The following is a 25,554-nucleotide window of genomic DNA, read 5'->3' on the forward strand; positions in this document are numbered from 1 at the left end:
TTCTGTACCGAAATGCGCCATGAAACTGAAAATATTCATAACTATTGATTTTGAGGCAAATATACAAAATTATTTTTAATTACGGATATACAAAAAAATTAAAAATATCTAAATACAAAAAGCCCCAAGTGGGAGCTGTTGAAACCAGAGCTAACGCTATTGATTTGTATAGTATTACTACTATACGACTCCTTCGGGGCAATGTTATATACAAGTGCAACACCTGTATAAAGTTGCTATATTTTTTATTTGGCAATAATCAATACAACTATTGCTCTGATTTCAACACTGCAAATATACGACTAATTTTTAAACTACCAAGTTTTTTGAAATTTTTTTGAAAATTTAATTTTATTTGTAAATTTGCATTATTAAATTAAAATTTTCAAAAATGAAAAAAATAGCACTAATGACAATTGCAATTATAATGATTGCTTGTACAAAAACAGAAGCTCCTGAATACTCTGTAACAATAGGAGCAATAAACCCTCCTGAATGGCTGCAGGGAGATTGGGTAAGCACTGACGGGAACACGAACTTAGGGTTGGTTGTTTCAGCAGACAACATCATCAAAGATGGTGTTAATCAAAAAGAAGTAATGCAAGGGCAACGGATTATTTTTGAAGATGTTTTTAAATACTCACAAGACCAGTACATTTATACGTACGAACTTAAACAGTCTCTTGAAGTTTCAACTAAATATACGATAACTACCACTACGACTATATACAATGAAGATGGTACGGTAGCAAAAGATAGCAAAGGGAATGATAGAATTACAATAGATAAAAAAGACTACAACCCTTTACATTCGGCAAAATTCTTTAAAAGTCATTATACAAAAAGAGGTAGTAATGTAAATTTTAGAGCGTTTTTGGTTAATGGCGCATTATCGGAAGAAAGTAATATCGTATATAAAAATGGAACTACTAAAAGAGAAACGAATATTACAGAAAACAACGTGAAATTAAAACAAGTAGTTGTTGAAGAAACAACGAATTTTACGTTTGAAAACCTCAAAGGAATTACCGAACAGGAATTTTTAAACTTAATTATTCCGAGAACGTATAAAAAGAAATAATAAAAAATATAATCAATAAAACCCTGCAATTTGCAGGGTGTTTTATTTTTCCAACCAACTTTTCAGATGTGCAAAAACCTGCTCGTTGCGTATTTTTGTAATGTTTTCCAACACGAATGGCACAACGCCACTTTGCTCTACTGCTTTGTCAATAAATGGTTTAGCGGTCATTCTCATTTTATGCACTTTGTATCGATACGTAAATGAACGTGGTTTGGTGCGTGTGCGTTCGCTACCGGCTCGGAGGGTATCCACGCCGTAGTGTTGCACAAAGCCGTGTTGCTCCATTTTGATACTGATTTTGCGTAAATAACGAATCTTAGGGAAATTTTTTCCTCCGTACAGTCTCGTTTGATATGTACCTTTAACTTCTCGAATGGATTCTTTATCTCCTCTCGAAATGTGTGCCGAAAACTGCGACATTTTGCCTCGCAAAGAGCTTTCAAGCATCTGTGCCGCTTTGCGTCCTATTTGTTGTTCTGTCATAGCCTCACCCCCAGCCCCTCTCCGAAAGAGAGGGGTGACGTGCGTTGTCGTGGGGTTCGCACTTATTAAAGCCCCCTTCGTGGGGTTGGGGGACTAACAATTCGTTATTCCATCTTCCCACACATTGCTATCAACAATAAGTGGTTCTTTATTGCGAAAATGCACCACTACATCTACTCCATATACTTGTATATTCGGGTCCTCCACCGGATATATTTTTGTCATATCTTTTTCAAATGAACCGTACAGAAAATGCGTTTTGGTGTTATGATTTTTTTTGATACGTGCCAAAATCTGTAAAGCAATCTGTTCTGCTTTGTCAATAGCTTGTTGTTGCGCTTCGAAATTATCAAAAGCAGGATTGTGAAAAAGCACGCTGAATGTTAGTTTTCTCGTACCAATGGTGTTCATTTCGCCGCTGTCCAGCCCTAATTCGTAGTTGAAAATGGTCAAAAAGGGCGAACCAATTCCTGCATACGAACCCATTTTTTGCTGTACTTCACGAGCAAAATATCCTGTAAAATCTTTAATACTTTTGTGTTTCTGTGCAATATCTTTAAAGTATTCTTTTAATTGTAAGTAACTATTTTTCATTATGCGCTTGTTTTTTCGTTTCTAATGATTGATTCTTGTAACATATCTAAGAAATCATACACCAAAGTATCATTGCACTGATGCAAATTTCCTAATGGTTGTCGCTCGTCCATAGCCATCGAATAAATAACCTTAGAGAAAGAAACGTATTTTTGACTTCTAAAATTTGGTTTTAATGCTTCATCTTCTTTTTTTGCTTTTGGAAAAATCTTCAAATATCGCTCGGTGATATATTCTCGAACACAAAGAAAAGTAAAGATGATTTGGCAACGTAGTTTTTCATTGATTTTATCCGTAATTTCTGCTACTTTTGGTAAATTCAACGTATCAAAACCGCTCTTTAACGTGTAGAGCGAAGCCACCAACTGCCGTGCGTATAGCTTTTTGTCTTTCGGATTTTTGCACGTACGATATTTATAAAAAATAGCATCGCAAACCGAAAATTGCTTGATAGTGCAAGTCTTGATTCTTGCACCAGGAGTTTTTAGTCGTTTAGAAATATCGGGAAACGTATGCAAGTCTCGCTGTTGTAGCAACGTTTCCACATACGGCGTTAATACCGAAATAGGTACTTGATATAACACTCGATACCAACGTATTTTTGCCCAAAATGTTTTTTCTGCATTATCAGTATTTTTAATAATTTGATAACCAGATGCGAATCATTTATTTTGTCAGAAAGAAGCAAAAAAGCAATTTCTTTTTTCTGCCAAGCGGTAAGTTCTTTCCATTTTGTTGGTATGGTGATTTTCATTCTATGGGATAATTTGCTATTAATATTTCTGTTTTCGTTGTTCCTTTCAAATTCGAGCTTCCCAAGTTTAATTTAATTCTTTTTTGATACCAACCCATTTTATCAACATATTTTGTGAGTTCTTCGTTTTGGTACGAACTCAACAAAAATTTTCCTTTAATCTGAGATAATGTTTCCAAAAGTTCATCAAAATGTATCTGTTCGTATCCTCCGTAATGACCTTGTCGAGCTCCAACATACGGTGGGTCGCAATAAACAAATGTATTTTCACTATCGTGTGCCTTGACAACAACACAGGCATCATTGTTTTCTATCTGAACAGTTTGTAGTCTTTCCGAGTATAATTTGTCAAAACTTCGTATTTTGTTACTCAAATTTCGTTGATTTTTTCCTGACTTCAAAAAGCGACAATTTCCAATTTCATTAGAAAACCCATTATTGGTTACGTACCAAAATGCCCACGCACGAGTAATTCTATCAAATATATAAGACGAATGATAAATAACTAATGCTGATTTGTAAATCTCTCGATTGATGATATACTTGATGTTCAGGAATTAAAGGTAAAATATACGACAACATAGATCATCTTCACTTTCAGCCTGTAACAACTCTTTTGCTCGCTGGCGAATCTCTTTTGCTTGTTCGGAATTGAACACATATTTAAGGCTCATATCCACCGTTTGCATCGTTACAGAAAATTCTTTTGCAATTTCTTTCTTTAACTCTGGGTGTACTCGTATTTTTTTCATTATTTTGTCCTTTTAAATTGATGGTGCAAATATAGTTAATAAATTTACTAATATCCAAATTTATGGACAATAATTTTTCTAATATTAAAGAAAGAATTTTACAATTATCTAAAAATAAAGGGTTTTCATTTGAAAAATTTTTTGATGAAATTGGAATGAGTTACGGAAATTTTAAAGGACAAAACAAAAAAAGACCTATAAATTCAGATGCAATAGTTAATATATTAACTCTAATTCCTGATGTAAATCCGACTTGGTTACTCACAGGAAAGGGCGAAATGTTTAAAAGTGAGGTAAAAAATGAGACTCAACCTGCTAATAATGTTTTATTAGAGCAAGAAAACGCCTTTTTAAAAGAAAAAAACGCTTTATTAGAAGAAAACAAAGCGTTGTTACAAGAAAAAGTAGCCAAGTTAGAGGCTGAGGTACAGGCGTTAAAGTCATCATCTCAAAGTATGCGTGCCATTCAACCAAGCTAGCCAACACAACCAACCAGTCGTTAATTATTGCCCTGCTTGTGGAGTTATTGTGCAGTGCATCACACATAATAATGAGTAAATATACAGCTTAATATATATGTTTTTTTTAATGTTTTTATATTAAGTTATTGAAAATCAATAATATACACAATTTAAGAACTTGCAAAATGGGTTAAACTCAAAGCAGAAGTATATCATTTTAACTGAATTTAACTAAAAAACATAACCAACCCACGCTTAAAAAAATACATAAATGCGTACCCAACTGAATACCCAACTTTTAAAATGGTAATTTTTGGGGTAAGTCAACCCTTTTTGCTAACTCCAGTAAAATGGTAATTTTATAGGTACTTTTAACTTGGTTTCTGGGTATAAAAAAAGCCCAAAAAGGGGCTATTTTATAAGGGTTTAAGTACATTTTAAGGGGTTAAATTACGGTAAAGGTTTAATAGATGTTTTTTTCTTTAAAATCTTTCGGTAAAAATATGCATAATTACGGATAATGTACATTTCATTTTACCTTAAAAATCAGGCTTTTTTTGTTATAATCCCTTTATTTTAAGGCTTTTTTGGGCTTTTTTGTTTTATCTGTTTTTGTACATTTCATTTTACTGTCCATAATACAATTTTAAATTGTTTGTATTATAATTTTGGTTATTTTATCATAAATATTTTTTAAAAGTGATAAATTAAAATATAGTAATGTCATAGTTTTTATAGAATATTAAAAAAAAAAATTATAAAAAAATAATTTATTAAATAATAAAGTTATAAATTTACACCCAAAATATTTTGAAATGAAAGTAGCGGTTATTATGGGGAGTATTAGTGATATGCCAGTAATGCAAGAAGCGATACATTTTCTCCAAGAAATACAAGTTGAAGTTGAAATTGATATTGTTTCGGCTCATCGAACACCCGAAAAATTAGTGAATTTTAGCCAAAATGCTCATAAAAGAGGGATAAGTATCATAATAGCAGGAGCGGGTGGAGCAGCTCATCTTCCAGGGATGGTAGCTTCGATGTCTCCATTGCCTGTTATAGGAGTTCCTATCAAAAGTAGCAACTCAATAGATGGTTGGGATTCTGTACTTTCTATTTTACAAATGCCTGCTGGTGTTCCTGTGGCGACTGTGGCGCTTAATGGTGCCAAAAATGCAGGAATATTGGCTGCACAAATACTTGGTGTGAATGACAAACATTTACAAGAACGCATACTTATTTATAAAAAAAAATTGGAACAAATAGTTTTAGAAGCATCAGAGAATTTAAAAAAATAAGATGATGAAAAATCCTCAAAAAAAATATTTTTCATATATATTTGCTTGTTTAGGCTTGCTGATAGAGAGTTGTAAACAAGACTCTCAAAAACAACAAATTACACAGATAGAAAAACCTATTGTGTATTATGATTCACTTTGGAACAGGTCGCAACCGAACAGAGCGGTATATTTTCGTAAAATAATTACAAAAGATACAATTATTGAACGAAGTGATTACACAATGTCGGATTCCACTTTGGTAAGAAAAGAAATGTATTCGCTTGATGGAAAACGAAATGGAAATTTTTTTGATGCTCTGACACAACGTACTTTGGAAGAATATTATTATAATAATCTTCCAACATTTCGGATTGAATATCAGACAGGAAAACCTAATCAAGCCAAAATAGAAACTGTTTTTGACGAAAAAGGGCAAGAAAAATTTAAATTGTTTTATGATGAGGAAGGGGTTTATATAGGAACTTTTTATTTTTCTTCAGAAAATCGAGGCAATGGAACAACAGTTCAATACCGATTTCCAGAGATGAAAGTAGCTAAAGTTGAACAATATGACAAAGAACAGAATCTAATATTGGAAAGTAAATATACCTTAGATGGTTATGTTTATTACAAATTTCAAAGAGAAAGTAATACACAAGGGCGTGAAATTTACCTCAATTCAGAAGGAGAAAAAATAGCAGAATTACAACTAATTGCTCAGAAAGGACAGCGTTATAAACCTTATAGTGGCACACAATTATATATTGATTGGAAAACGGGAATAATTTTAAATAAAACACAATATATTGATTATCAGAAAGAATGTGAGTATAAATATGATGATAAAGGGATTCTTCGTCAAGAAGATATGTTTATTGATGGACGAAAATCAAGTACACTTTATTATTCGAATAAGAAAAAACCAGAACAATTAGTGTATGATTTGAATGAAAATCCATATGAAGGCGTGTTGTATGATAATATTTTGCTACCTAAAAGTCGAATTGGTTTTAAAAAAGGACAATTGATTCAGAAACAATTTTATTTTGATGGAATATTGCGCCAATCAGAAGATTTTGACGAAAAGAAAAATCGAACCCAATATCGTATATATGATTCCAAAGGAAAGTTAGCTTATACTTATGTGATTGATATTGATAAAAATATTAAAGAAAATGAAGTAGAAATTATTTCATATCGCAAAAATAGAGTTATCGCCAAAGCTTCATTATTAAATGACCTTATTACCAAAGGAAGAATAAAATTTTATCAAGGAAAAAATTTGGTCGAATATAGTCGAAAGGGAGATGTTATAACCAAAGATTATTTTGATAATTCAGGAAAAATAATTAAAAAAATTCAAGCCAATGCTGATATTCGCTCAAACGACCCTCTATTTGATGAGATTCATTTCAAAATAGAACAATTATATGACCCTGTGGTGGAACTTACTGAAACTAAGTGAGTTTGTAGCATATCAATATAAAAAAATACTATTTTAAGCGTTAATTGGGATAAATTTATAAATTAAATACTTGCTTTTTTTTATTCTTTGATAGAAATTTGCCCAAATTCTAAATATTGACTTCAAATTTTGGTTTTATGAGAATACAATTCTTTTTAACTTTGTTTGCATTGAGTTTTTTTTGCGAATTTCGTGCTGAAAATATTCAGAAAAATAGACTAACCGATAGTATTAGTACAGCGACAATGCTTTCAATAAAATTTTTTCTTTTTGAGAATAAAGTGAAAAATTTGTACCAAGAAATAGATGCTACAAGTTATAATCTTAGTTATGAAGTATTTCGGTATGCTTACATAGGATATCTAACTTTGAGAATAGAGCAGCGGTTAAACGAAAAAAATCTTTTTTCAATAATTGATTTTACTAAAAAAAGCAATGAAAAACGATTTTATACGATTGATTTACAGCAGAAAAAAATAATCTACAATACATATGTCTCTCATGGGAAAAAAAGTGGAGATAGTGTATGTGATTCATTTTCAGATGTTTTTGAATCTCATAAAAGTAGTTTAGGATTTTATATAACAGGCAATACATATAATGGTAGTAACGGATTTAGTTTGCAACTTTATGGAGATGAAAAAGGATATAATAGTAATATGGCAAAAAGGGGAGTAGTCATACATACTGCCGATTATGTAAGCGAAGCATATATAGCTAAAAATGGACGATTGGGACGTAGTTTTGGTTGTCCTGTCCTGCCTGAAAATATCTACAAACAAGTTATTGAAACTATTAAAAACAAAACACTTATTTTTGCATATTATAATGATGAAAAGTATTTAATGACGTCTAAGTATTTGAATGTTAATAAAATAATAGAATTTTTATATCTATAAATTTTCAAATAGAAATATTTTTAAAATATAAATGAATAAAATAATAATTGCTATTGATGGTTTTTCTTCAACAGGGAAAAGCACTATTGCTAAACAAGTAGCCAAAGAATTAGGATACATTTATGTAGATACAGGTGCGATGTATCGAGCAGTAACTTATATAGCTATTCAGAATGATTTGTGTTGCGCTACAAGTTTTTTTGATGAAAAAACAAAATCATTTCGATGTTATGAGACGGTTGACGAAGAAGCATTGTTAAAAGTACTGAAAAACAGTCAATTATCATTTCAATATAATGAGAAATTAGGTTTTTCAGAAATGTTTTTGGACAATCAGAGTATTGAAAAAGAAATCCGAGGTATTGAAGTAGCCAATAAAGTTAGTATGGTAGCTCAATTGCCTCAAATACGAAAATATTTGGTTGATTTACAACGAAATATGGGAAAACAAAAAGGTATCATAATGGACGGACGTGATATAGGGACTATTGTTTTTCCTAATTCAGAACTCAAAATATTTATGACGGCCTCTGAACAAGTACGAGCTCAGCGTCGCTATGACGAATTAATTGCCAAAGGAGAAAAAATTACGTTTGATGAAGTTTTGAAAAATGTACAACAGCGTGATTTTTTAGATACAACTCGCTCACAATCACCTCTTAGAAAAGCTCATGATGCGATAGAATTGGATAATACTCACACAACTATTGAGCAGATGGTACAACAAATTGTAGCGCTTGCTCGACAAAAATTACAACAAACTATTTAGAAGTTTGATAAATTCCAAAATTTAAGTTCGGATTGACTAATCCTTCATTATTGTCATTGACCAAAACTAAATCAGAAACAGTTATTATATGGTTGTATTTGGTAGTTTTTGCTATAGTATCAACAACTTTTTGTGTAATGATACGAACCAAACCACCTCGTGCTTGTATTTGTGATGTAACCTCAGGAGTTGTGCCGGGAGGAGAACTACAAAAATAAGTACTGGAAGGCGGAGCTGTAAAACTACGATATTCGAGCTGAAAATCAGTTGGAATATTTCCCATAATGGTATCGACTTTGTTTGTCAATTTACTTTTAGCAAACGAAAGAATAAAAGCTTGATTGCCTTGTGTTTTGTATAAAAAATTGGTTGTAGTATCACTTGTACAAGAATAAACTTGCGTGCCATCAAAAGAAATAGCTTCGATAGTTAAATCACCATCACTACATGCCCACAAAAGCATAAAAAAGATAATTATTGTAACAACGAATTTTTTCATAAAATAAAAAATTTGTGGCAAAGATAGTTTTTACTTTTTGATTTTGCAAAAAAATATAGTACTTTTGTCGCAAAATTGATTCTAATGTCTTTACAAAAAATATATTTAGACAACGCTAGCACAACACCTTTACGTTCCGAAGTAATAAAAAAAATAAAAGAAAGTTTTCAATACGCAGGTAACCCCTCGTCTACACATAGTTTTGGACGAGCAACAAAAGCAATTATAGAGAAAGCACGTAAGAATATCGCCAAAGAACTTGCTGTATCTCCTGCTGAAATTATTTTTACTTCGGGAGGAACTGAAGCCAATAATATGATACTTCGAGGCGCTATTCGCAACTTAGGAATCACACAAATTGTAACCTCTTTGATAGAACATCCTTCGGTTTTACATACAGTTCAATCGCTTGAAAATGAGTATGGTACGATGGTTTCATATGTTAAACTAATGCCAGATGGCTCAGTTGATTTATATCATTTGAAGAAGCTTCTCTCTGATTTTCCGAGCAAAGAAAAGATTCTGGTTAGTTTAATGCATATCAATAACGAAATTGGAAATATTTTACCTCTGGAAGAAGTTGCTGTATTATGTCAGAAATATAATGCGTATTTTCATTCGGATATGGTACAATCAATAGGGCATTTTCAAGTGAATTTATCCGAAATTAAAATAGATTTTATCACAGCATCAGCGCACAAATTTTATGGACCAAAAGGTGTAGGATTTGCATTTATTCGCAAAGATATAAACATAAGTCCTCTTATTTTTGGCGGAGAACAAGAAAGAGGGATGCGTGCAGGAACTGAACCTTTGCATAATATTGTAGGGCTTGAACAAGCATTTATGATTTCGTACCAAAACTTGGACAAGGAACGCGAATATATTGTTCAACTAAAAAAATATTTTGTAGAAGAAATTGTAAAATATATACCCAATGTAGTTTTTAATGGAGCCACAGAAGATGTCTCTTACAATATAATTAACATAAGACTACAAACCGACCCTCAAAAAGCAGACATCGTCCTTCTGTATTTAGATATGAAAGGTATTGCTTGTTCTAAAGGAAGTGCTTGCCAGAGTGGAAGTAATCAAGTTTCACACGTATTGAAGGCTTTTTTGTCAGAAAATCATCTGAAAATGACAAATTTACGTTTTTCATTTTCTATTTTTAATACCAAAGAAGAAATAGATTATACGATTCAAGTATTGAAGGAATTTGTTGAAAGTTAAAAGAATTTGAAATCAAAGATAAATAATAAAAAATTGAGGCAATATTGATTAAAAAAATTGTAATTATAATTTTTAAAATAAAAAACAAAAAAATATACTTTGTTTTTGATAAAATCCGTATATTTGCCGAACTTTTTGAAAAAATAAAAATAATGTAAAATGCAAAACAAAGGATTAGTTAAGTTGTTTGCTCTTTTGTTTGGTCTTGTCAGCATTTACCAGTTGTCATTTACCTACATAGCAGGCAGAGAAGAGCGTAAAGCACAAGCATTTGCTCAGTCGAAAGTGTCAAGTTCTGTTCCCGATTACAATCAAAAACGAGAACAAGTACAAGCACAATATCTGGATTCGATAGGCAATGAAGTTGTGTATAATTTAGGTATTACCGAATATACCTATAAAGAGGTGAAAAACAGAGAATTGAATCAAGGTCTTGACCTCAAAGGAGGAATTAACGTAACCTTACAAATATCAGTAAAAGATATTTTGAAAGGATTAGCTGATAATTCCAAAAATCCAATTTTTGAAAAATCATTAGTAGAAGCTGATAAAGGACTTCGTGAAACAGACAGAACCTATTTAGATTTGTTCTTCGAGGCTTTTGAAAAAAACGGAGGTAAATTATCAGCCCCCGATATCTTTGGAAATAAGACACTTAGTGGAATTGTTAATTTGCAAATGACCAACAATGAAGTACGTCCAATTATTCGTAATAAAGTAGATGAGTCTATTGTTTCTGCCTTTGAAGTATTGCGTAAACGTATTGACAAGTTTGGTGTATCGAATCCTAATATTCAGCGATTGGGGAATTCGGGACGTATTTTAGTCGAGTTGCCAGGAGCCAAAGATGTTACTCGTATCAAAAAATTATTACAAAGTACAGCACAATTAGAGTTTTGGGAAACTTACAAAGCAAGTGATTTGGCGCTTTATTTCGATACATTGAACAATTATCTGAAAACACAAGTAAAAGATAATCAAAAAGAAACACAAATAGAAGCTCCTCTCCAGAGTGAGATAGATTCTTTATTGGTCGATGTAGCCAAAGATTCTGTTCAAACTCCAAATGAAGTAAATCCATTTTATGATCTTATTAAGTTAAGTCAAGGGGTTAATTCTCCTTCGTTGGGATATTTCTCTACATCTGATACTACGAAACTTATGAACTATCTTCGTTCGGAAGAAGCTAAAAGATTGCTTCCTGCCGAAATGAAATATGTCAAATTTGATTTTGGAAAACCTTATACTCGTGAAGATTTTACCAAATTATATAATTCTTTCATTTCAATGGAATATGAAAGAACACAACCTGCAGAAGCTAAAAAATTCAAAGATGAATTGCTTTCGCTTTTCAGAAAATCGGATCTTATAGAATTGTATGCTCTTAAAGGAAATAGAGATAATCAGGCTCCTCTGACAGGAGGAGTAATTACTGATGCTGTACAGACCTATGAACACAACAATCCGTGCGTATCAATGACAATGGACGCAAAAGGAGCCAAGATTTGGGAGGCTCTCACTGGAAAAGCGTATCTTGAAAAAGGTAATATTGCGATTGTTTTAGATAATGTTGTTTATTCGGCACCAGGAGTTACCTCTGGACCTATTTCTGGCGGAAGTTCCCAAATTACAGGTAATTTCTCTGTTTTAGAAGCACAAGATTTGGCCAATGTACTTCGTGCAGGTAAATTACCAGCATCAGCTGATGTTATTCAATCAGAGGTAGTTGGTCCTTCATTGGGGCAAGAAGCCATTGATAGCGGATTTTTATCATTCTTAATAGCAGGTGCGATTATTTTTGTATGGCTTGTTTTTTATTATGGAAGAGCAGGTATTTTTGCAGATATAGCTTTGGCTTTCAATGTGATACTTATTTTTGGAGTGTTAGTTAGTATGAAGGCTGTACTTACATTGCCAGGTATTGCAGGTATTGTACTTACTATAGGTATGGCTATTGATGCTAACATTCTTATTTTTGAACGAATTAAAGAAGAACTTTTCAAAGGAAAATCCTTAGCTGAAGCCGTAAAAGATGGATTTAGCAACGCACTATCATCTATCTTAGATGCAAATATTACTACCTTCTTAACAGCAGTTGTATTACTTATCTTCGGTAGTGGTCCTATCAAAGGATTTGCCACTACACTTATCATAGGAATTCTAACATCTTTATTTACAGCTATTTTTATCACTCGATTGTTTATAGATAGAGCGGTTGAAAAAAATCAAAATTTGACGTTTTCAACTCCTATGACCAAGAATTTTATGAGAAATGTATATTTTCGTTTTATCAGAGTACGTAAAAAAGCGTATATTTTCTCAGCTATTCTTATAATTATTTCAGTAGGAACAATTCTTACTCGTGGTTTCGACCAAGGAATTGATTTTGCGGGAGGTCGTTCGTATCAAGTTCGTTTCCAAAATCCTGTAAAAACAACAGAAATTGTAGCAGCGTTAAAAGAATCATTGGGTAATGTAGAGGTAAAAACTTTTGGTGCTGTCAATCAGGTGAAACTTACTACGAAATATAAAGTACAAGAAGAAAGTACCGAAGTTGATAATGAAATACAAGAAATTTTATACAAAGACCTTAAACCATTTATGGGTCAAGATATTTCTTATCAAGAGTTTATGAGTGGAGAAGGTCTTGGGGTTATGAAATCAGATAAAGTAGGACCAAGTATCGCTGAAGATATCAAAAGTAGTGCCGTGTATGCAATTCTTGGTTCTCTTATTATCATTTTCTTGTACATATTATTACGATTTAGAAAATGGCAATTTTCATTAGGAGCTGTAATTGCTTTAGCTCATGATGTGATTATTGTATTGGGAGTATTCTCGCTTCTTTACTCAATAATGCCTTTTAGTCTTGAAATAGACCAATCATTTATTGCAGCTATACTGACTGTAATAGGATATTCGTTGAATGATACAGTGGTTATCTATGACCGAATTCGTGAAATGGTCAAAGAAAAGGGTTGGAGTCGTCATAATTTGAACATTGCACTAAGTACCACGCTCACTCGTACACTCAATACTTCTGCGACAACTTTATTGACTTTATTTGCTATCTTTATTTTTGGAGGAGATAGTTTGCGTGGATTTATGTTTGCTATGATTGTAGGAATTATAATGGGTACATATTCTTCAATCTTTATTGCTACACCTCTTGTATATGATACATTGAAAAATAGTAATGAAGGGCTTAAAGCAAATGATGAAGACTAATTTTTTATAAAGTTAAAACAAGGAATTTTTTAATTCCTTGTTTTTTAATTTAAATAATTTTTATACTATGAAAAAAGTAAAAATTTTGTTAGTTAGCACAATTACTATTTTGATGTTTTCTTGTAACAAAAATAATGATAATACCACATTCGTGAAAGATTTTGATGTTGAGTTTACTTTTGATTATACAAAAGGAAAAGACACTCGTCCACTTCTTATGAAATGTGATGTTTATAACAAGCAAGAAGCAGACGATTTAAATAAAGCTCTTGAGCAGGCAATCAATAAAGCTCCGAATAAACGAGGCAAAGTAATAACATCTGCTGCATTCCTTGTCAGTCTGGATTATGCTGTCCCTTATGGATTTGAATTTAGAACGAAAACTCAAGAAAAACCAAGCTATGAATATGTAGGGAGATTTACTCGAAAAGGATTTCATTTGCAACGTTTTACAGATGAAAAAGGAGAACATTTGCCTTGGGGTGTTTAATAAAAACACACAAGAATTATCCTCGTGAGAATGTAGAATGTACAAAATTTAGGAGATACTTATGAAAATGGATTACATTGTTCTTCGTTTGTTGGTTGGTGTTTGTTCAATGGTGGTGCTGTTCAAGATTTGAATTTGTTAGAAAGAACTTATGCTGACGAATATAGAACCTTCCCTTCTTCGACTGAAATTAGCCTTAAAGAAGGGATAGATGTAATACGTGCAGGTGATTTGCTCTGGTTTCCTGGACATATAGCCATTGTTATAGGGGTAAAAGATGATATAGTTGTGTATGCTAGTGCAGAAGGAGGGAAAGCTCATCCAGGCAGAGGCATTCGTTGGCTTACATTTAATAAAAAAACAACCAATTTTGATACTTTTATGTACAAATCGCTTATACAAATGAAAAATGTATATGGAGATTAGTATTAAGTAAAAAAGAATTTTTAAAAACCATTATAGATAAAGATAAATCTGTAATGGTTTTTATTTTTAAATAGCTTCTTTTCAGAATATAAAATCAGGATATATTTATTTGTAAATCAGGGTAAAAAATTAAAAAATTATGAACAAAATCTACTCCGTATGATTTTTTAGCAAAACTTTTGTAAAAATTTGTCGTGTAGGTCAAAAAAAAGCTGTAAATTAGCACGCTAAATATAAGTATAATAAATATGACAGAAGGAGAAAAACTCATTCCTATCAATATTGAAGAGCAAATGAAGTCAGCCTACATTGATTATTCGATGTCGGTAATCGTGTCTCGAGCATTGCCCGATGTACGCGATGGACTTAAACCTGTACACCGACGTGTGTTATTTGGTATGCACGAATTGGGTGTAAAAAGCAACACAGCATATAAAAAATCAGCGCGTATCGTAGGGGAGGTACTCGGTAAGTATCACCCACACGGTGATTCGTCAGTTTATGATACTATGGTGCGTATGGCTCAAGATTGGAGTATGCGCTATATGCTCGTTGATGGACAAGGAAACTTTGGCTCAGTTGATGGTGATAGTCCCGCAGCTATGCGTTATACAGAGGCAAGAATGCGGAAAATTGCTGAAGATATGTTGGCTGATATTGAAAAAGAAACAGTTGACCATAAACTTAATTTTGACGATACACTTGAAGAACCCACTGTGCTACCAACACGTATTCCTAATTTATTAGTGAATGGAACTTCTGGAATTGCCGTAGGTATGGCAACTAACATGCCACCACATAATCTTTCAGAAGTAGTTGATGGAACAATTGCCTATATTGATAATCCTGATATTGAGATAGATACATTGATGGATTATGTCAAAGCTCCTGATTTTCCTACCGGAGGAATTATTTATGGATACGATGGTGTACGAGAGGCTTTTAAAACAGGGCGTGGTCGAGTAGTTATTCGAGGAAAAGCTCATTTTGAAGAAGTTAATGGACGCGAATGTATTATCGTTACTGAAATTCCTTATCAGGTAAACAAAGCGGAAATGATTAAGAAAACCGCAGACCTTATCAATGAGAAAAAATTGGAAGGAATTTCAGATGTTCGTGATGAAACAGGAAAAGGAGGTATGCGTATTGTTTATGAACTGAAACGCGATGCGGTTCCTAATGTTGTTCTTAACAATTTGTTCAAACACACGGCATTGCAATCATCGTTCAGTGTGAATAATATTGCATTAGTCAATGGTCGTCCTCTGCAATTAAATCTCAAAGAACTCATTTTTCACTTTGTAGAGCATCGGCACGAGGTAGTTGTTCGCCGTACTCAATACGAACTTCGTAAAGCAGAGGAAAGAGCGCATATCTTGGAAGGACTTATTATTGCTTCGGATAATATTGATGAGGTAATTCAGATTATACGTTCGTCTAATGATGGAGAGCAAGCACGTACGCGGTTAATGGAGCGTTTTAATCTCTCTGAAATTCAATCGCGAGCAATTGTTGAAATGCGTTTGCGTCAGCTTACAGGTTTAGAACAAGATAAACTTCGAGCTGAATATCAAGAAGTATTGGCATTCATCGAAGATTGTAAAGATATTTTGGCAAATAAAGACCGAAGAATGCAAATAATTAAAGATGAATTGTTGGAGATAAAAAATAAATATGGAGATGAGCGTCGTTCAGTTATTGAATACGCAGGTGGCGACATCAGCATTGAAGATATTATCCCGAACGAACAAGTAGTTATTACCATTTCGCACGCAGGATATATCAAACGTACTTCGGTTAATGAATACAAAACTCAAGCTCGAGGTGGAGTAGGGCAGAAGGCTTCCACAACAAGAGATAAAGACTTTTTGGAACATCTTTTCGTAGGAACAAATCATCAATATATGTTGTTTTTTACTGAAAAAGGAAAATGTTTTTGGCTTCGAGTGTATGAAATTCCCGAAGGAAGCCGTACAGCCAAAGGTCGAGCTATTCAAAATCTTATCAATATAGAACAAGATGATAATGTAAAAGCCTTTATTTGTACGCAAGACCTTAAAGACCAAGAGTATATCAATAGTCATTATGTAATGATGGCAACCAAACGAGGTATTGTTAAAAAAACGCTTTTGGAGCAATATTCTCGTCCCAGACAAAATGGTATCAATGCAATAACAATTCGTGAAGATGACGAATTGCTTGAAGCTCGACTAACAACAGGCAATAGCCAAGTAATGCTTGCTGTTAAATCTGGAAAAGCAATTCGTTTTGAAGAAGAAAAAGTACGAGCTATTGGACGAAGCGGTTCGGGAGTTCGTGGAATTACGCTTGAAAGTGATAACGATGAAGTAATCGGAATGGTCGCTATTGAAAATCCGAAAGAAGAAACCGTATTGGTTGTTTCAGAAAATGGATACGGAAAACGAACCTTTATTGATGACCCAGAAACAGGCGATGCCATTTATCGTATTACTAACAGAGGAGGTAAAGGAGTTAAAACCATTTCAATTACTGAAAAAACAGGTAATTTGGTAGCTATTAAATCGGTAATGGAAGGAGAAGACCTGATGATTATTAACAAATCGGGAGTTGCTATTCGTATGTCAGTTGATGAACTTCGTACTATGGGGCGCGCTACACAAGGAGTTCGCCTTATCAATATTAAAGGAAATGACTCTATTGCAGCGGTTGCCAAAGTAATGAGAGAAGAAGAAAACGATGAGGATCAAAATGATGTTGATATCAATGAAAGTTTTGATGAAAATGGCATTGAAATTGATAATTAAAAAGTAAACATAAAAATAATTTAAAAATTTTAGCATATGAAAAAGCAAATTTTAATAGCATCAGCATTGATGTTGACAATGAATGCTTTCGCTCAAAAGAAAGAAATGAAAGAAGCAAGTAAAGCTATTGCTAAAGGAGATTTTTCGCAAGCACAATCTCTATTAGAACAAGCTAAAAGTGGAGCTCTTGCCGACCCGAAAATTGCCCCTGAATATCATTTTTTGAGAGGACAACTTTTTGTTGGAAAAGCAAAGAAAAATCAAGAAACTTTTACATCTTTGGGAGAAGCAGCTAAGTCTTTTGCTGAATCGGAGAAACTAAGCAAAAAATATAGCGCAGAGATAGCAAAATTAAAAGAAGAAGCTGTTAATATTGCTGTTACTCAAGGGCAAGAAGCATATAAAGCAAATAATTATAAAAAAGCAGCTCCAGCCTTTGAACAAGTCTATCGCTTGAGTCCAAAAGATACTGTATTTTTGTACAATGCTGCCGTAATTGCTGTTCAAGACAAAGATTATGATACAGCATTAAAACACTATGCAGAACTTAAAAAATTGGGATATGATGGAGCAGAAACTAATTATACAGCCAAAAACAAAGAAACAGGACAAGTAGAAACTTTTCCAAGTAAGCAACAACGTGATTTGATGGTAAAATCAGGAGCTTATATTACTCCAAAAGAAGAAAAAACACCATCGAAAAAAGCGGAAATTATCAAAAATATTGCATTAATTTATGTAGAACAGGGCAAAAAGGAAGAAGCGTTGAAAGCATTTGTTGAAGCTCGAAAATCATATCCGAAAGATGCTAATTTGGTAATTCAAGAGGCTTATATTTACTTGCAATTAGAGAACAAAGATAAGTTCAAAGAATTGATGCAAGAAGCCGCTTCATTAGAGCCAAATAATGCTGATATTCAGTATAATATAGGTGTTATTAACCTCCAACAAAATCATTATGAAGATGCTCGCAAAGCATTTCAAAAAGCACTATCTATTAAACCAGATTACTCAGATGCAGCACTGAATATTTCAACTACATATATCAATGAGGGAAATGCGTTGGTAGAACAAATGAATGCTTTGGGCAATACGAAAGCTGATATTCAAAAATACGATGAATTGAAAGAAAAAAAAGATGGATATTTCAAGCAAGCAGCTTCTGTATTGGAAGATTTTATAAAAAAACAAGGTAAAAATGCAGATATTTTAGAACAGCTAAAAAATATTTATGCAGCTTTAGGAGATACAGCTAATTTTAAACGTATCAAAGATATGTTGTAAATAAAATGACAAGATAATTATTTTAAATACATAAAAATACAAATTTAATAACAATGAATAACATTTTAAAAACAATGGTAGCATTATTTTCAATAATGACTATCATAAATTGTCGTAAAGACTCCAACCCAGCAGTATCTTCTATTCAACCTTCTGATTATGAAATAGAAGGCACAACATTGAAAAAATGGAAAAATACAACAATCTCAACAATTGATATGCAATCAGACCCTGTATTGCGTAAAATAACTGTTATTGATGAAGATGTGTTTTCAGGTAAGGAAAATATCACGGCAGTGGTGTTACCGAACGGATTGGAAACGATAGGTAGAGCTGCTTTTAGTCAAACTTCGTTGGAAAATATAGTAATTCCTGATGGAGTCAAAACTATTTCAGAATATGCTTTTAGAGAATGTCTAAAATTAACATCAGTTGTTTTACCCAAAGGATTGAATAGTTTAGGCAAAGGAGTTTTTGTTGCGTCTAATTTGCAATCAATAAGTATTCCAAATTCTATCAATGTAATTCCAGAGTCTACTTTTCAAGGTTGTAAAAACTTGAAATCGGTAACTATTTCAGAAGGAATAACTACCTTGACAGGTGGAGCTTTTAAGAATTGCACTGGTTTGACACAGATAACGCTTCCTAAAACAACTACAGATATTCATAATGAGGCTTTTGCAGGTTGTACAAAATTAGAGACAGTTACAGTAGAAGCTATAAATCCTCCGAATTTAGGAGCAGGTGTTTTTTATAATCAAGGAATAAAGAATATTTTTGTACCTAAAGAAAGTGTTGATAACTATAAACAAAGGGAAGGTTGGTCAATGTATATTTCAATAATAAAAAGTAAGTAAAATATAATGACTAAAAAACAAGGAAGCTATACAATTGTATAGCTTTTTTGTTTGTATTATAACGACGTAAAATAAAAATAAAAATTAAAGGTTGTTAGTTGTAAAAAATGTTGTATTTTTGAACAAATTTTTATGAAATATGATACAACAAGCATCTTTTGAAGATTTTTTTGGAATGTTATTCACTATTATCCTCATATTCATATTGTTAGGTTGGATAATTCGATGGTCATTTCCGTATATTTTAAGATATTTTGGACGTAGATTTCAAAAACGATTGCAGCGAGAGTTTCAGCAGGCACAAGGGCAGCAACAAGAACAAACGTATGGGGCGTACGAATCAAATAAAAATAATCGCCCAAGAGAAAAGAAAAAAGTAGGAGAATATATTGATTTTGAAGAACTTGAATAATTATTATATGAAAACATCTTGGCAAAAAATACTACCTCATTTTGGGGTAATTATTCTTTTTATAGCTATTGCCTTAGCTTTTTTTTCACCAGTATTAGAAGGTAAAAAAATGTTGCAAAGTGATATTGTGCAATATACAGGAATGGCGAAAGAGCGCAATGATTTTCGTGTAACACGCGAAAGTTATTGGACAAATAGTGCTTTTGGAGGAATGCCAACATATCAATTGGGGGCAGAGTATCCGCATAATTATATAAAATCGCTAGATAAGACCATTCGGTTTTTGCCACGCCCAGCCGATTATTTATTCTTATATTTTGTAGGATTTTATGTGTTGTTATTGGTCTTGGGGGTAAATTATAGATATGCTTTTTTGGGAGCATTGGCGTATGGTTTTTCTACATATTTAATTATTATTTTGCAAGTTGGACACAATGCCAAAGCACATGCGATAGGATATTTTGCTTTTGTTTTGTCAGCGATTTTACTTACTCTGAGGGGGAAATATCTGTGGGGGTTTCTGTTAACGACCATTGCTTTGGCACTTGAAATCAATGCGAACCACTTTCAGATGACGTACTACTTGCTCTTTTTGGTACTTGGTATAGGCGTAGTTTATTTGGTTAGAGCAATTCGAGAAAAGAAAATTTTGTCTTTTGTCAAATCAATAGGAGTATTGTTTGGGGCGTTGTTTTTTTCTTTATTGCTGAATGCGACATCGCTTTTGGCAACGAATGAATATGCCCAATTTAGTACGCGAAGCAAGTCGGAACTTACTTTTACTCCCGAAGGATTATCGAAAGCTAATCAGAATGGACTTTCTAAAGAATATATAACTGAGTATAGTTATGGAATATTTGAGTCGCTTAACTTGATAGTTCCACGACTTTTTGGGGGTTCGAATAATGAAAATATAGGTGAAGATTCAAAAACATTTGAATTCTTGACAATGCACAATGTATCTGCTTCACAAGCCAAAAGTTTTGCTGAAAACTTGCCTACTTATTGGGGAGAACAACCGATTGTTGCGGCGCCTGCTTATGTTGGAATTGTTATATTTTTCTTGTTTGTATTGGGAATCTTTATTGTTAAGGGACGTACCAAATATTGGCTTTTGATTGGAGCAGTTCTCTCGTTGTTACTCTCGTGGGGGAAGAATTTTCCTGTGCTAACCAATTTGATGATTGATTATTTTCCTTTGTATAACAAATTCAGAGCAGTGTCGTCTGTGCAAGTTATTTTAGAATTGTGTATTCCGGTACTTGCTATCTTGGCTTTGTATCATTTTTTGACCAATAAAAAGAATGAAAATTATACAAAACCTCTTTATTATACAATGGGGATTGTGGGGGGAATATTACTTTTGCTATATATTTTCAAAGGAGCATTTTCTTTTGAAGGAGTAAATGATGCCTATTATTCTCAAATGTATGGAGACGAATTAGTACAGGTTATTGTGCAAGATCGCAAGGTTATTTATACGGCAGATATTTTTAGAGGTATGCTTTTGGTGGGTATTTTGGCAGGAATACTTTGGGCGTTTCTTACTAAAAAGTTGTCTGAAAAATGGGTATTTCCGTTGCTAATTGTACTGGTTTTATGGGATATGGTAGGAGTAGCCAAGCGATATGTAAGTAATGATAGTTTTGTAGCTCCTTCACAGGCAGAACGTCCGTTTGAGCTTTCCCCGCAAGAAGAGAAAATACGACAAGATACGGGAAATTATCGTGTTTTTACTACACACGAAGGTCTTAATGGTGCGCGTACATCTTATTTTTTTCATTCTATTGGGGGATATCATGCGGCTAAACCCAAAGCAATTCAAGAGTTGTTTGATTATCAAATATATAAGAACAATTGGAATATTCTTAATATGTTGAATGTTAAATACATTGTTCAGACTGATGAGCAACGAAAACTGCAAGTTGTTGAAAATCAGGAAGCACTGGGCAATGCTTGGTTTGTCAAAAAACGAATACAAATGCCTTCTGCTGATGCGACAATGAAAGCGCTTGATACGCTTAATCTGGCTTCGGTGGCATTATTTCAAACAAAAAATCAGACAAATGAAAAATCTGTATCAACATATGTGGTTGATAGTCTATCGACCATTCGTCTTGTGAGTTATCAACCCGATTATTTGGTGTATGAATCAACGAATTCAAATAAGGGATTTGCTGTATTTTCTGAGATGTATTATCCGTATGATTGGAAAGCAACAATTGATGGGAAAACAACACCGATTTATCGTACCGATTATGCGTTGCGTGGGATAGAAATTCCGGCAGGAGTACATCGAGTAGAATTCCGTTTTACTTCTTCGGTAGTGAAAAAGGGAGGTTATATAACGTTGTGTGCCAATATAGCTTTGATACTGCTTTTGATAGGTGCTAGTGTGCAAATATTGATAAAAAAGAAAGCTAATTAAGTAAAATAGATGAAAAAAGTAGGATTGTACATAGTATTTTGTATTCTTTTTGTACGTTGCGACTCGCCGTTTTTTTCGTCAAAAGAAGGGTTTGTTACTCATTTTGAAAAATCGAACGGAAATGAAAGTACTTCGTATGATGATTTGTTGTCTTTTTATAAAGAGCTTTCGTCAGAATATACAAGTATATCTTTGCGTACTATGGGAGAAACAGATACGGGTAAGCCGTTACATTTGGTAATATTCAATCCGGAAGGGCGATTTGATTTCAATCGTATAGGTAAAGAAAAAGCCATTCTTTTGATAGCCAATGGCTTACAGGTAGGTCAGAGTGAAGGAATAGATGCTACGATGTTACTTATGAGAAATCTGGCACAGAAACAAATACGTTTGCCCGAAAACTTGGTTATTGTAGCCATACCAACCCTTATGCCTCAACAGGTAAAAGAACTCGATACGCTACAATTATACTCGACCGATGAGGGAAAAAACAAATTATTATATTCAGATTTTATAAAAAATGAATATAAAACAACAGAAGTTTTCAGCGAAATATTTCATTTGGTACAGCCTGATATTTTCATAGATACGCGCTCGGTGCCTCAGCACAATGACAGAAATACTATTTTTTATCAAACGATTATTCCTGAGAAAATGGGGCACTTACAAGGATATTTGCAAAGTGTATTTGTACCTCGTATTGCCGATTCGCTTTCTATTCATTCCAAAGAGCTACAAGCCGACTCGATACCGACATATAGCCAACTCTTTTTACCCTATCCAGATACAGCTTTTCCGTATCGTACCCCGAGTTCTATTATTGGATATGCATCTCTTTGGAATACACTTTCGCTTAATATCGCTTCGCAGTATGAAAAACCTTATAAAGAGCGGGTTGAAGGTATGTATAATGCACTGAAAACAATTATTTCGGTGTGCGATACTGATGTGGCAACAATCAAGCGCTTACGCAAGTCGCAAAGTGAAGCGTTGCAAAAAGAATCTGAATATGTACTCTCGTATTTGGTTGATGCCAAATCGATGCAGGCAGTTCTGATAACAGATTACGAAAAAGATAGTATGCAATCAGATAGTCTTGCGTTATTGAATTTGCAGAAAAAAATTATTCAATACCCGATGCGTCATCAGGCTTCGGTGTGTGTGTCGGTTCCCCAAGGATATATTATTCCTAAGTGGCTTACCAACGTAGTACATCGGCTTGAAACTAATAAAATACAGCTTGAAACTTTTGAAAAAGACACTATAATGAAGGTAACTTCGTATTGGATAGCATCTAATACAACGTTATTGAAGCCTTTCTCGGGTCATTATCGTCATAAACAGACACAAATTAAGTCTGTACAAGATTCGATTGTGGTTCAAAAGGGTGATTATTGGGTTTCTACCGACCAATTGGGAATTGCGTATCTGTTAGAAACCTTGGAGCCAGAGGCTTCGGATTCTTTTTTCAGTTGGAATTTCTTTGACGAAATTCTCTCGGAAGACAGGCAAGATTACAGGTCTTATTTCAAGCAAGATACGATAAACAAACAACCTTTGTACCCGATATATCGGGTCGAGAAAAAATAAAAGAATGTTAATTTAATATTATAAATTATGAGTATATCTAATTTGAATAATGTGCATTTGACCGATGAGCAAATCACAGCTATTAACCAAGCTATGGAGGCTTTGGAAAAAGCGCTTGCGCCATTACAGATTAACCTTACTCCCGAAGCGAGACATCGGTATGGGCGAGTGAATGAACAGAACAAACTTTTTATTAACAGAGTGAATGATTTTGCGAGTTTGCAACCGCAATTGAAATCACCTGATGTTGATTGGGACGAGTTTGCGCGTGATTACAAAAGTCGTACCTTTTTAGAAGGGCTTATCAATAGGCTTAATAGTCTTTCGACTCGTGCTAATAATTCTAAAATCTTGCATGATTTTGATAATTATCAAGAAGCACTAGAAGATTATGCGTATACTTCGTATCGGGCAGGCTCTCGTGGAGTCGGATTTGAAGAGAAATACAAAGAATTGAAGCAATTTTTTGCAAAAACTCGTAAAAATGTCGATAAAAATACAACCGATAAACTTATCAACGAATAAAAAGTAAGTTTTACTAAGGAATTTATCTATCTACATAGATAAATTCCTTATTTATATGTGCAAAAAACACCAAAAAATAAGCAAACTGCTCATTTAGATAAGTAAAAAGCACCAAAAAACAAGCAAACTGCTCATCTGGACAAGTAAAAAGCACTAAAAAATAAGCAGAATGCTTATCTGGATAAGTAAAAAGCACTAAAAAATAAGCAGAATGCTTATCTGGATAAGTAAAAAGCACTAAAAAACAAGCAAACTGCTCATTTAGATAAGTAAAAAGCACCAAAAAATAAGCAGAATGCTCATCTGGATAAGTAAAAAGCACCAAAAAATAAGCAGAATGCTCATTTAGATAAGCAAAAAGCACCAAAATACATTAAAATAGTTTTGAGAAAGTAAGCAAAATAATATAATTTGTTTTAAAAAAATAAAAATAAAGGTATCATATTATTAAAATTAGTTTATAACCTATAAAATTATAAGAAGATGAAAAAGTTTATTATAACATTAGTAGTTACAACAGTTACTATTTTTACAATGCAAGCACAAGAAGGTTTAGGACTTTCTCTAAAAGCAGGATTAAATATAAATCAAGGAACAATGTTAGTTTCGAGTTAAGATATAAAGACAGAGGGGCTTGTAGGTTTTCATGCAGGAGTAGCTTACGAAATAGGAATGTTAAAATATTTTGCTATAGAGCCAGGTATTTTATTAGATACTCGAGGATTTAAAATAGAGGGTGCAGATAGCAAGATAGATATAATAGGACTTACCATTCCAGTACTTGCTAAAGGGAAATTTGCTATAAGTGATAAATTGCTTGTTTTTGCAAGTGTTGGTCCATATGCTAATATCGGATTAAGTGGTAAATCTCGTAAGAAAGGTGTAGATTATGATGTTGAATTTGGTTCTAGTAATCCAAGCCAAATGAAGCGTGTGAATTATGGAATAAATTTTGGTGCAGGAATAGAGATTAACCGATTTATAATAGGTGCAGGGTATGACTTAGGGCTTTCCAATCTTGGAAATTCAAACGTAGTTTCTGGTGGAATTATCAATGTTAATATAGATAACCAGATACATGTAGATGCTTTTAAACTTAGTATCGGATATAAATTTTAACGAATGGAATCCACTTATTATTATTTACTGATTTTGATACCTTACAATAAATTATAATAAGTAGTTTATATATCATTAGTTGAGATATTATTCGTATAAAATTCGTACTTTTTGACGCAAAAACAGGGATTGTTAC

Annotated in this window: 27 protein-coding genes; 19 read left to right on the plus strand and 8 right to left on the minus strand. The window is 33.1% G+C overall.

The genetic code is table 11. The features are described from left to right. Window positions 1–391: 391 nt before the first annotated feature. Entirely contained in the window at window positions 392–1,081 is a 690-nt protein-coding gene (locus tag OO775_RS08095) for a hypothetical protein (RefSeq protein ID WP_264846577.1), read from the plus strand. Between the two features lie 42 nt (window positions 1,082–1,123). On the opposite strand, the gene OO775_RS08100 is transcribed toward OO775_RS08095, so the two are convergent. From OO775_RS08100 to OO775_RS08125, 6 genes are all read right to left on the minus strand, one after another. After that, entirely contained in the window at window positions 1,124–1,567 is a 444-nt protein-coding gene (locus tag OO775_RS08100) for a hypothetical protein (RefSeq protein WP_264846578.1), read from the minus strand. 93 nt (window positions 1,568–1,660) lie between these two features. Next, on the minus strand, window positions 1,661–2,161 hold the full coding sequence (locus OO775_RS08105) for a hypothetical protein (protein WP_264846579.1): 501 nt from the start codon (window positions 2,159–2,161) through the stop codon (window positions 1,661–1,663). After that, entirely contained in the window at window positions 2,161–2,745 is a 585-nt protein-coding gene (locus OO775_RS08110; RefSeq protein ID WP_264846580.1) for a hypothetical protein, read from the minus strand. Before OO775_RS08110 ends, OO775_RS08105 begins: the two co-directional genes overlap by 1 nt. Continuing rightward, window positions 2,715–2,915, minus strand: a complete 201-nt coding sequence (locus tag OO775_RS08115; protein ID WP_264846581.1) for a hypothetical protein — start codon at window positions 2,913–2,915, stop codon at window positions 2,715–2,717. Before OO775_RS08115 ends, OO775_RS08110 begins: the two co-directional genes overlap by 31 nt. Continuing rightward, the gene (locus OO775_RS08120; protein WP_264846582.1) at window positions 2,912–3,289 is read right to left on the minus strand and encodes a DNA adenine methylase; all 378 of its coding nucleotides are present in this window, start codon (window positions 3,287–3,289) and stop codon (window positions 2,912–2,914) included. Before OO775_RS08120 ends, OO775_RS08115 begins: the two co-directional genes overlap by 4 nt. A 183-nt stretch (window positions 3,290–3,472) precedes the next feature. After that, window positions 3,473–3,667 (minus strand): hypothetical protein, encoded by a 195-nt coding sequence (locus OO775_RS08125; RefSeq protein ID WP_264846583.1) that lies wholly within the window; start codon window positions 3,665–3,667, stop codon window positions 3,473–3,475. A 62-nt stretch (window positions 3,668–3,729) separates the two neighbouring features. On the opposite strand from OO775_RS08125, the gene OO775_RS08130 reads away from it, so the two are divergent. The 5 genes from OO775_RS08130 (at window position 3,730) to cmk (ending at window position 8,541) form a co-directional block, all read left to right on the plus strand. Then, window positions 3,730–4,146 (plus strand): hypothetical protein, encoded by a 417-nt coding sequence (locus tag OO775_RS08130; protein ID WP_264846584.1) that lies wholly within the window; start codon window positions 3,730–3,732, stop codon window positions 4,144–4,146. Between the two features lie 797 nt (window positions 4,147–4,943). After that, the gene (purE, locus tag OO775_RS08135; RefSeq protein ID WP_264846585.1) at window positions 4,944–5,426 is read left to right on the plus strand and encodes a 5-(carboxyamino)imidazole ribonucleotide mutase; all 483 of its coding nucleotides are present in this window, start codon (window positions 4,944–4,946) and stop codon (window positions 5,424–5,426) included. 4 nt (window positions 5,427–5,430) lie between these two features. Continuing rightward, complete coding sequence (locus tag OO775_RS08140) at window positions 5,431–6,873, plus strand: hypothetical protein (RefSeq protein ID WP_264846586.1); 1,443 nt, start codon at window positions 5,431–5,433, stop codon at window positions 6,871–6,873. A gap of 137 nt (window positions 6,874–7,010) precedes the next feature. After that, the gene (locus OO775_RS08145; RefSeq protein ID WP_264846587.1) at window positions 7,011–7,772 is read left to right on the plus strand and encodes a murein L,D-transpeptidase catalytic domain family protein; all 762 of its coding nucleotides are present in this window, start codon (window positions 7,011–7,013) and stop codon (window positions 7,770–7,772) included. A 31-nt stretch (window positions 7,773–7,803) separates the two neighbouring features. Further along, complete coding sequence (gene cmk / locus OO775_RS08150; RefSeq protein WP_264846588.1) at window positions 7,804–8,541, plus strand: (d)CMP kinase; 738 nt, start codon at window positions 7,804–7,806, stop codon at window positions 8,539–8,541. Here cmk and OO775_RS08155 read toward each other — a convergent pair. Further along, window positions 8,534–9,040 carry a hypothetical protein gene (locus OO775_RS08155; protein ID WP_264846589.1) on the minus strand — a complete coding sequence of 169 codons (507 nt, stop codon included), beginning with the start codon at window positions 9,038–9,040 and terminating at the stop codon, window positions 8,534–8,536. The genes cmk and OO775_RS08155 overlap by 8 nt on opposite strands. Window positions 9,041–9,124: 84 nt before the next feature. Here OO775_RS08155 and OO775_RS08160 point away from each other — a divergent pair, with 84 nt between their 5' ends. The 11 genes from OO775_RS08160 to OO775_RS08210 all read left to right on the plus strand — a co-directional run bounded on the left by OO775_RS08160 (window position 9,125) and on the right by OO775_RS08210 (window position 24,299). Beyond that, the gene (locus tag OO775_RS08160; protein WP_264846590.1) at window positions 9,125–10,273 is read left to right on the plus strand and encodes a cysteine desulfurase family protein; all 1,149 of its coding nucleotides are present in this window, start codon (window positions 9,125–9,127) and stop codon (window positions 10,271–10,273) included. A gap of 159 nt (window positions 10,274–10,432) precedes the next feature. After that, on the plus strand, window positions 10,433–13,501 hold the full coding sequence (gene secD, locus OO775_RS08165) for a protein translocase subunit SecD (RefSeq protein WP_264846591.1): 3,069 nt from the start codon (window positions 10,433–10,435) through the stop codon (window positions 13,499–13,501). Between the two features lie 67 nt (window positions 13,502–13,568). Next, window positions 13,569–13,991 carry a hypothetical protein gene (locus OO775_RS08170; RefSeq protein WP_264846592.1) on the plus strand — a complete coding sequence of 141 codons (423 nt, stop codon included), beginning with the start codon at window positions 13,569–13,571 and terminating at the stop codon, window positions 13,989–13,991. Window positions 13,992–14,120: 129 nt separating this feature from the next. Continuing rightward, window positions 14,121–14,417 (plus strand): hypothetical protein, encoded by a 297-nt coding sequence (locus tag OO775_RS08175; protein WP_264846593.1) that lies wholly within the window; start codon window positions 14,121–14,123, stop codon window positions 14,415–14,417. 248 nt (window positions 14,418–14,665) lie between these two features. Next, complete coding sequence (gene gyrA / locus OO775_RS08180) at window positions 14,666–17,203, plus strand: DNA gyrase subunit A (RefSeq protein WP_264846594.1); 2,538 nt, start codon at window positions 14,666–14,668, stop codon at window positions 17,201–17,203. Between the two features lie 36 nt (window positions 17,204–17,239). Further along, complete coding sequence (locus OO775_RS08185) at window positions 17,240–18,487, plus strand: tetratricopeptide repeat protein (protein ID WP_264846595.1); 1,248 nt, start codon at window positions 17,240–17,242, stop codon at window positions 18,485–18,487. Between the two features lie 53 nt (window positions 18,488–18,540). Next, window positions 18,541–19,344, plus strand: a complete 804-nt coding sequence (locus tag OO775_RS08190) for a leucine-rich repeat domain-containing protein (protein ID WP_264846596.1) — start codon at window positions 18,541–18,543, stop codon at window positions 19,342–19,344. A gap of 139 nt (window positions 19,345–19,483) precedes the next feature. After that, window positions 19,484–19,756, plus strand: coding sequence for a DUF4834 family protein (locus tag OO775_RS08195; RefSeq protein ID WP_264846597.1), 273 nt, complete (start codon window positions 19,484–19,486; stop codon window positions 19,754–19,756). A 7-nt stretch (window positions 19,757–19,763) separates the two neighbouring features. Next, window positions 19,764–22,184: a YfhO family protein gene (locus tag OO775_RS08200; RefSeq protein ID WP_264846598.1), complete on the plus strand. Its 2,421-nt coding sequence runs from the start codon at window positions 19,764–19,766 to the stop codon at window positions 22,182–22,184. A gap of 9 nt (window positions 22,185–22,193) precedes the next feature. Continuing rightward, window positions 22,194–23,774 carry a M14 family metallopeptidase gene (locus OO775_RS08205; RefSeq protein WP_264846599.1) on the plus strand — a complete coding sequence of 527 codons (1,581 nt, stop codon included), beginning with the start codon at window positions 22,194–22,196 and terminating at the stop codon, window positions 23,772–23,774. A 27-nt stretch (window positions 23,775–23,801) separates the two neighbouring features. Continuing rightward, on the plus strand, window positions 23,802–24,299 hold the full coding sequence (locus OO775_RS08210; RefSeq protein WP_264846600.1) for a hypothetical protein: 498 nt from the start codon (window positions 23,802–23,804) through the stop codon (window positions 24,297–24,299). Window positions 24,300–24,321: 22 nt separating this feature from the next. On the opposite strand, the gene OO775_RS08215 is transcribed toward OO775_RS08210, so the two are convergent. Further along, window positions 24,322–24,663, minus strand: a complete 342-nt coding sequence (locus tag OO775_RS08215) for a hypothetical protein (protein ID WP_264846601.1) — start codon at window positions 24,661–24,663, stop codon at window positions 24,322–24,324. Between the two features lie 119 nt (window positions 24,664–24,782). Here OO775_RS08215 and OO775_RS08220 point away from each other — a divergent pair, with 119 nt between their 5' ends. Together OO775_RS08220 and OO775_RS08225 are read left to right on the plus strand one after the other, a co-directional pair. Beyond that, a complete protein-coding gene (locus OO775_RS08220; protein ID WP_264846602.1) occupies window positions 24,783–24,914 on the plus strand; it encodes a hypothetical protein in 132 nt (43 codons plus the stop codon). 3 nt (window positions 24,915–24,917) lie between these two features. Then, window positions 24,918–25,418 (plus strand): porin family protein, encoded by a 501-nt coding sequence (locus tag OO775_RS08225; RefSeq protein WP_264846627.1) that lies wholly within the window; start codon window positions 24,918–24,920, stop codon window positions 25,416–25,418. Window positions 25,419–25,554: the final 136 nt, after the last annotated feature.

This window comes from Capnocytophaga catalasegens, assembly GCF_026005215.1.
Taxonomy (GTDB): Bacteria; Bacteroidota; Bacteroidia; order Flavobacteriales; family Flavobacteriaceae; genus Capnocytophaga; species Capnocytophaga catalasegens.

Excerpts from the sequence above, each read along its gene's own strand:
- OO775_RS08185 (WP_264846595.1), top strand. The coding sequence starts at position 17,240 with ATGAAAAAGCAAATTTTAATAGCATCAGCATTGATGTTGACAATGAAT.
- gyrA (WP_264846594.1), top strand. The coding sequence starts at position 14,666 with ATGACAGAAGGAGAAAAACTCATTCCTATCAATATTGAAGAGCAAATG.
- secD (WP_264846591.1), top strand. The coding sequence starts at position 10,433 with ATGCAAAACAAAGGATTAGTTAAGTTGTTTGCTCTTTTGTTTGGTCTT.
- OO775_RS08155 (WP_264846589.1), bottom strand. The coding sequence starts at position 9,040 with ATGAAAAAATTCGTTGTTACAATAATTATCTTTTTTATGCTTTTGTGG.
- OO775_RS08095 (WP_264846577.1), top strand. The coding sequence starts at position 392 with ATGAAAAAAATAGCACTAATGACAATTGCAATTATAATGATTGCTTGT.
- OO775_RS08115 (WP_264846581.1), bottom strand. The coding sequence starts at position 2,915 with ATGAAAATCACCATACCAACAAAATGGAAAGAACTTACCGCTTGGCAG.
- OO775_RS08160 (WP_264846590.1), top strand. The coding sequence starts at position 9,125 with ATGTCTTTACAAAAAATATATTTAGACAACGCTAGCACAACACCTTTA.
- OO775_RS08205 (WP_264846599.1), top strand. The coding sequence starts at position 22,194 with ATGAAAAAAGTAGGATTGTACATAGTATTTTGTATTCTTTTTGTACGT.
- purE (WP_264846585.1), top strand. The coding sequence starts at position 4,944 with ATGAAAGTAGCGGTTATTATGGGGAGTATTAGTGATATGCCAGTAATG.
- OO775_RS08140 (WP_264846586.1), top strand. The coding sequence starts at position 5,431 with ATGAAAAATCCTCAAAAAAAATATTTTTCATATATATTTGCTTGTTTA.
- OO775_RS08125 (WP_264846583.1), bottom strand. The coding sequence starts at position 3,667 with ATGAAAAAAATACGAGTACACCCAGAGTTAAAGAAAGAAATTGCAAAA.
- cmk (WP_264846588.1), top strand. The coding sequence starts at position 7,804 with ATGAATAAAATAATAATTGCTATTGATGGTTTTTCTTCAACAGGGAAA.
- OO775_RS08145 (WP_264846587.1), top strand. The coding sequence starts at position 7,011 with ATGAGAATACAATTCTTTTTAACTTTGTTTGCATTGAGTTTTTTTTGC.
- OO775_RS08105 (WP_264846579.1), bottom strand. The coding sequence starts at position 2,161 with ATGAAAAATAGTTACTTACAATTAAAAGAATACTTTAAAGATATTGCA.
- OO775_RS08170 (WP_264846592.1), top strand. The coding sequence starts at position 13,569 with ATGAAAAAAGTAAAAATTTTGTTAGTTAGCACAATTACTATTTTGATG.
- OO775_RS08200 (WP_264846598.1), top strand. The coding sequence starts at position 19,764 with ATGAAAACATCTTGGCAAAAAATACTACCTCATTTTGGGGTAATTATT.
- OO775_RS08130 (WP_264846584.1), top strand. The coding sequence starts at position 3,730 with ATGGACAATAATTTTTCTAATATTAAAGAAAGAATTTTACAATTATCT.
- OO775_RS08190 (WP_264846596.1), top strand. The coding sequence starts at position 18,541 with ATGAATAACATTTTAAAAACAATGGTAGCATTATTTTCAATAATGACT.
- OO775_RS08210 (WP_264846600.1), top strand. The coding sequence starts at position 23,802 with ATGAGTATATCTAATTTGAATAATGTGCATTTGACCGATGAGCAAATC.
- OO775_RS08195 (WP_264846597.1), top strand. The coding sequence starts at position 19,484 with ATGATACAACAAGCATCTTTTGAAGATTTTTTTGGAATGTTATTCACT.
- OO775_RS08100 (WP_264846578.1), bottom strand. The coding sequence starts at position 1,567 with ATGACAGAACAACAAATAGGACGCAAAGCGGCACAGATGCTTGAAAGC.
- OO775_RS08220 (WP_264846602.1), top strand. The coding sequence starts at position 24,783 with ATGAAAAAGTTTATTATAACATTAGTAGTTACAACAGTTACTATTTTT.